The sequence below is a fragment of the Mesonia mobilis DSM 19841 genome (assembly GCF_000423405.1).
GTDB classification, from domain to species: domain Bacteria; phylum Bacteroidota; class Bacteroidia; order Flavobacteriales; family Flavobacteriaceae; genus Mesonia; species Mesonia mobilis.
In genome coordinates this window covers 1-5,331 of sequence record NZ_AUHX01000027.1, presented here as the reverse complement: position 1 = coordinate 5,331, position 5,331 = coordinate 1, and the positions used below count along the sequence as shown (strand labels likewise).

The window sequence follows — 5,331 nt, the reverse complement described above, 5'->3', positions numbered from 1 at the left end:
AAGTAAGGTAGGTAATAAGAAGTTACGTAATCTCTTGTTCTTGTGTTCTTTTAATGCTTGCAAATACAATCTGGCTTGTAAAAAGCTCTATGATCGTTTAGTAGCCAAAGGAAAGAGTAAGAAATTAGCTTTGATCGCGGTATGTAATAAATTGCTGAAACAGGCCTTTTCGATTGCCAAGTCGGGTTTGGCCTATGATGCAAATTACGTATCAGTTTTAGCGACGAAGTAGTATTAAAATTAATAAAGATATGAAGTACTAAGATTAAAGAAATAGAGGTTTTAGTACAGGATAAATATGCTCTAAAATTAAGGAAGAAAAGAGTTGCTTTTTACCTCAGTTCTTTGTTAGGCACTGGCATTTCTTTATCTGTCAGCAGTATTTCTTTCAATTTGGACTTTATTTTTTCTGTTCGGTAATCATCAAATTCCTTTATTCCGCTCCATTTGAGTTCAAAATCTTCGTCAATATAATTTCGTTGCTTATAAGCCTTTATTTGTTCTTTATTATCCGAAAAATGTTCACTTAACCATAATTCTGGGTCTTTCGCTTTTTTGGTCAAATTTTCTTCTCCTTGTAAAAGTTGAAGGTTGTAAAGGAAGTTTGCCTCAGTAAGGTAGTCCTCAGCCAACTCTTCATTTTTGGCTTTAAACTTTGATTTAGGATAAATATGGTCGATATGAAATGTCGAGTTTTTATAGTCTAAGTTTGGATATAAAATCTGTAAGATTGGTAGTATTGCAGGATTTCCATATTGGAAGTCCATCATTCTGTCAATATCATCACTTGAAATTTTTAGTGGTTGGACTTTACTTGTAGTTAATTTTCTATTGACAGTTTCAAAATCTTCTGCCGTTCTTATGATTTTTGCTACTACCTCTAACTTACCATCTAACGAAGTCGTAAAATAACTCGTAATTTGTGCGTTTCGCACAAATTTGAGTAATTCTGTTTTATCCTCGTGTGTTATATTTTTCTTTTTGAAAATGAAGTACGCAACTGCTGACAAAATGTAAGCAGAAGAAAGTTGATTTGTATAGCCAAATTCTTTAAGCAATTTTGTTGCTTTAAAAATTGTTTCGGTAATCTCTTCCCAATTATCTTCTATCTTATTGATATTACTTTTGCTAAAATTCTTTAGTTGGAATATGTGGTTGCTTTCAGTTAGTAACAGACAAGTTTTCAACACTTGGTCTCTGCCCATTACTCCAAAACCTCGTTCCTTTAATGAGTCAACAAATTTGTTCATCAAATCTCTAATGTCAGTTGAGAAATTTGCAGTTAAAATTGACATTAAAAGGTCTGAATACGAAAGTTGTGTTCCTCCGCTATTTACTCGAATAAAAATCTTTAAAACCTTATCGAGGTTTTTCTCTGTTTCTTCAAAGTAAGAAATAAGACTTTTTGTGCAGAAAGCATCTTTGAGCTTTTCAAGTATTTCTGCCTCACTATCTGAAAGATTGTTCTCTCTTGCATATCCTACAATGCTTCCTAATTCGAGTATTTCGCCAACCTTAAACCAATAGTTGTTTTCGTCAGTTTTTGGAACTGCATTTTTACGAAGAAAATCAAAATCAAAATTGTCATCTGGATTTTCTTCATTTGGTTTATATCTTAAATTTAAGAATAGTTGTTTTTCCTCAAAAGCATTTGGATTATCCCACCACGCTTTTGGTTTTTTTAAGGTTCTTGTTCCTTTTAGTCCAATGTAAAGTGAAGTTAATCTTTGTTGCCCGTCAAGTACGATTGATAAATCGTCTGAATTTATTTGTTCAATGTTTACCTTTTCGTTGTGCGTTTTTCGTTCATCATAGTTTTCAATGAACTTGTAAAGCTGAAAATTCAGTTTATCGGAATCTTCTTTCGCATCTTTGTTCGTTTCAATATCGTCTTTTTTGAGTTTCCAAAACAGAAATGAACCAATTGGATACCCTCTTAAAATAGAATCGAAAAGTTGCTCAATTTTCTTTTCTTTTGCTTTCCTCAACCACACGTACTCTCTCTGAATATCAGGTAGAAAATAACTTTGGTTTAAGTCCTCGATTACGTTTTTTATTGATACATCTCTAAATTGTCCCATATTTTATTCAAATGTTTGTTTGTTGGTTTTGCTTGTGCCTAACGGTCTTGTATAACAATCAGTTGCGGGTTGTTTAAAAACTAAGATAGCTAAAATTACCGACTTTTATGCTTGCGCGGTTGTGTCCGCAGGACACGAAGCCGCAATTGTTGTTATATGTTGTTGGGCACTGGCTTTTTACGTTCTGCTTGGTTTTCCGATATCTTATGTTAGTTCTAAAGTGAGCGTTGGCAAGCCATACTCTTTTGCAATTTTTGCGTAGCATCGGCTGGAGCGAATTGAAAATGTGTATGGCTTTAAGCCTTGGCTTATCCATTCACAAATATATGATTAGTAAATAAAGTGTGGGGTGCACTCACTAAGTTTATGTCAAATTTTAAGGATGGTTCAACCCTTGAACTCGCATTATGAATTCTAAAAGATATTTGCCAACCTTCATTTAAAGAAACCAGTAACGTTGTCGTTGAATTTTCTTGATAAACCATTTCAATTAATCTTGTCGGTAATTTAAGTTTAGGAATTTTTGCTTTCGGTTTTATCTTCTCAAATGGTAAATTCAAGGTGCCGTGCAAATTATAAGCTTGAATTTCAACTTTCCTTTTTCCTTTAATTACTTTATAAAAATCTTGATTTCCGATAAGGTACTGTACCAAGTTTTCTGCTGCAATATTTGGATTTTGCTTGTCCAAACGAAGCAATTCTTTTCTGAAAGCGTTTAAAATTGGCACATATACTGTTTCGTGCATATTTTCAATCGAAGTCCATTTCGTTGATTTGTCTTTAGCCCTCAAATCTGTGAGCATATCAAAAATCGGTTTGATTTCTTGAAAATAATTTTGAGAACAAGATACACCGAGCCATTTCTCGCCAAAGTTTATTTTTTGTGATAATCTTGAATGTTTAACAGCTCTATGATTGTTTTTTGCCGAAATTCCAATCTCCCATTTCTGTAAAGAGCGAATTATTAAAACGTCTCGAACATCTCCAGTTTGCCCAGCTTGATCGGTTACTAATTCTAAAATTAAAATATCATCTTCACTAATACCATTTGATAGTCTTGGTTCAATATCAATAAGAAAATTTATTGAAGCACTTGCGGTTATTCTGAAAGTATCCTGATCCTGTTCATTAAATCCATCAAAAAATCCTTTGGCAGTTTGATAAGGTTCATTTTTTGTAATTGTAACACTTGTTATATTTTCTAAACGTTCGTAAAGCTCAATAAGCAAAGCATATTCAAATGCTTTTCCGTTTACTGTTTGACTTGCCATATATTATGAAATAGTATTTTCCAATTCCATTTTTCTTTTGGAAATTGACCTTTGTTTTTTTTCTGAATTCTCAATTTGAGATTTAATACTTAAAGCTAAATGCTTTGCAAGGTTAACCGGTACTGCATTTCCAATCATTTTGTAACCAGCTGCAATATGGTTGTAATAAAACTTAAAGTCGTCCGGAAAAGTTTGGATTCGTGCACACTCGCGAACACTTAATCTACGATACAAGTTTTCTTTTCCAGGAACAAAAATTCTTTTATTTTGTTCTATAAATTTCATTTTTGGTGCTTGTGGATGAATAGGAGCGTGTCTCCCACCTGCTTGAATTGTAAACGATTGTTCATCCCAAGTTCTAACTCTATTTCTTGACATAAACATTGAAGAGAAACCACCTATCATATATTCGTGATTCGAAAACTTCCAATTTTCTTTATTCGTTTTGTTTCCCTCTTTAGCAGCTACAACATTTTCTTTTAAATCAGATATGGCTTCTTCAAGAGTTATTTTGTTATTCTTATATTCAGGAAATTTGAACTTAAAACCTAAATCTTTGCGGATACCAACGAAAAAAACTCGTTTGCGGTCTTGTGGAACATCAAAATCTGAAGCATTTAATAATTTAAAAGATAAATCATAACCAGTTCCCGCATTTTTAAACATTGTCTTAATGTTTTTTAAAGCTTCATCGTGTCTCTTCAAAAGCATTCCGCTGACGTTTTCTGCAAGAAAAAACTTTGGTTGTTTAGCCTCTAGAATTCTTATGAAATCGAAAAACAATTGCCCCCGATTGTCATTAATTCCTCTTTTAGAACCTGCTTCACTCCAACTTTGGCAAGGTGGACCACCAATAATCCCGTCACATTCTGGAACTTCATCAGATTGTATATTTACAATACTACGTTTATCTAAAATAGTTTTAGGATGGTTTTTTTCATAAGTTTCCCAAATATCCTTATCGTATTCGTTAGCCCAAATAATACTGAAACCAGCTTTTTTAAATCCCAAATCCAGTCCACCTGCGCCTGCAAAAAATGATACTAAATTCATAATGCTTTTTCTGTTTTTATGGGTTTATTTAAAGTCCTTCGATATTCAGCTTTTTCTTCTGCTACTTTTAAAAGCTGTTTATTGCAATTAGTTTCATAAATCTGCTTTGCAATTTGGTCGCTAATAAATTCATTTTTTAATTCTTTTAAATTGAGCCCAAAAATTTTTGCCAATTTAGAAAGTCTTTTTTTATCAAAGTCGCGTTTATCGTTTTCGATTTTACTCAGATTAGCAGAATCCAAGTTTAATTTTGCGGCAAGTTGGGTTAAAGTCAAACCCTTTTCATTTCTTAAAAGTCGAATATATTCTCCAAATGTGGTTTTCATAAGACTTGTCATTTTTTGACAAATTTAAATAATTTTTTAGATAATCTAACTATGCGTAGGATAATTTTTGCTTTTTTGGTTTTTAAAATGATGGCTTTTTGCGATGGGAAAAACCAAATGTGCTAAAATATGCGGTTGGTTTTTTAGTTCGGATTTAATTTTAGTTCATATTTTTTTCAGCTTGTGCCCAACGGTCTCGGCTATGAGTAGTTGCGTGGGTTAGCACTTAACTTTGCAAGTACACAACAAACTGAAAATCCGCGAGAATTTTCAGAAGTAAGCGAGAACAAGCAATTACTTATAGCCATTGTAACCGTTGCACAAGCCTTTAATTCTTAGAAAATCTCACTTATTTAAACCGCTTTTAGGAGGTTTTTTGTTTTTATATCCTTTGCAAATTAGAAGAATGAAGTGTTTTTAAAATGACGTATACTCCCGATTTAAGGTCATTGTGAACTTTAAAAAACAAGGCGAACATTCCTGCTCCACTTTTCACCCGGTTTTGAGTGAACTTGAGGTATTTTTTGAGGTTGTAGGCTATAGCTGAGAGCTGCATACACTTGTTAGCTTGTCTTAAGCCTATAGTGTTTACTTTACGCA

The 5,331-nt window shown here is 32.9% G+C and carries 5 protein-coding genes and 1 pseudogene; 1 reads left to right on the top strand and 5 read right to left on the bottom strand.

The window, feature by feature from the left end; genetic code table 11:
- Positions 1 to 232: pseudogene (locus tag G551_RS16740) on the top strand (IS110 family transposase); the annotation flags it as partial.
- A 100-nt stretch (positions 233 to 332) separates the two neighbouring features.
- On the opposite strand, the gene G551_RS15860 reads toward G551_RS16740, so the two are convergent.
- The 5 genes from G551_RS15860 to G551_RS16735 all read right to left on the bottom strand — a co-directional run.
- The gene (locus G551_RS15860; protein ID WP_051191392.1) at positions 333 to 2,081 is read right to left on the bottom strand and encodes a DUF262 domain-containing protein; all 1,749 of its coding nucleotides are present in this window, start codon (positions 2,079 to 2,081) and stop codon (positions 333 to 335) included.
- 308 nt (positions 2,082 to 2,389) lie between these two features.
- Complete coding sequence (locus G551_RS0112020) at positions 2,390 to 3,352, bottom strand: HaeIII family restriction endonuclease (protein WP_027885795.1); 963 nt, start codon at positions 3,350 to 3,352, stop codon at positions 2,390 to 2,392.
- A gap of 3 nt (positions 3,353 to 3,355) precedes the next feature.
- Positions 3,356 to 4,405, bottom strand: a complete 1,050-nt coding sequence (locus G551_RS0112015) for a DNA cytosine methyltransferase (protein WP_027885794.1) — start codon at positions 4,403 to 4,405, stop codon at positions 3,356 to 3,358.
- The gene (locus G551_RS0112010; RefSeq protein WP_051191391.1) at positions 4,402 to 4,731 is read right to left on the bottom strand and encodes a helix-turn-helix domain-containing protein; all 330 of its coding nucleotides are present in this window, start codon (positions 4,729 to 4,731) and stop codon (positions 4,402 to 4,404) included. The genes G551_RS0112015 and G551_RS0112010 overlap by 4 nt, the downstream gene beginning before the upstream one ends.
- A 382-nt stretch (positions 4,732 to 5,113) precedes the next feature.
- On the bottom strand, positions 5,114 to 5,331 hold a 218-nt coding region (locus G551_RS16735), incomplete at its 5' end, for a hypothetical protein (RefSeq protein WP_036243840.1).

Excerpts from the sequence above, each read along its gene's own strand:
- G551_RS15860 (WP_051191392.1), bottom strand. The coding sequence starts at position 2,081 with ATGGGACAATTTAGAGATGTATCAATAAAAAACGTAATCGAGGACTTA.
- G551_RS0112020 (WP_027885795.1), bottom strand. The coding sequence starts at position 3,352 with ATGGCAAGTCAAACAGTAAACGGAAAAGCATTTGAATATGCTTTGCTT.
- G551_RS0112015 (WP_027885794.1), bottom strand. The coding sequence starts at position 4,405 with ATGAATTTAGTATCATTTTTTGCAGGCGCAGGTGGACTGGATTTGGGA.
- G551_RS0112010 (WP_051191391.1), bottom strand. The coding sequence starts at position 4,731 with ATGAAAACCACATTTGGAGAATATATTCGACTTTTAAGAAATGAAAAG.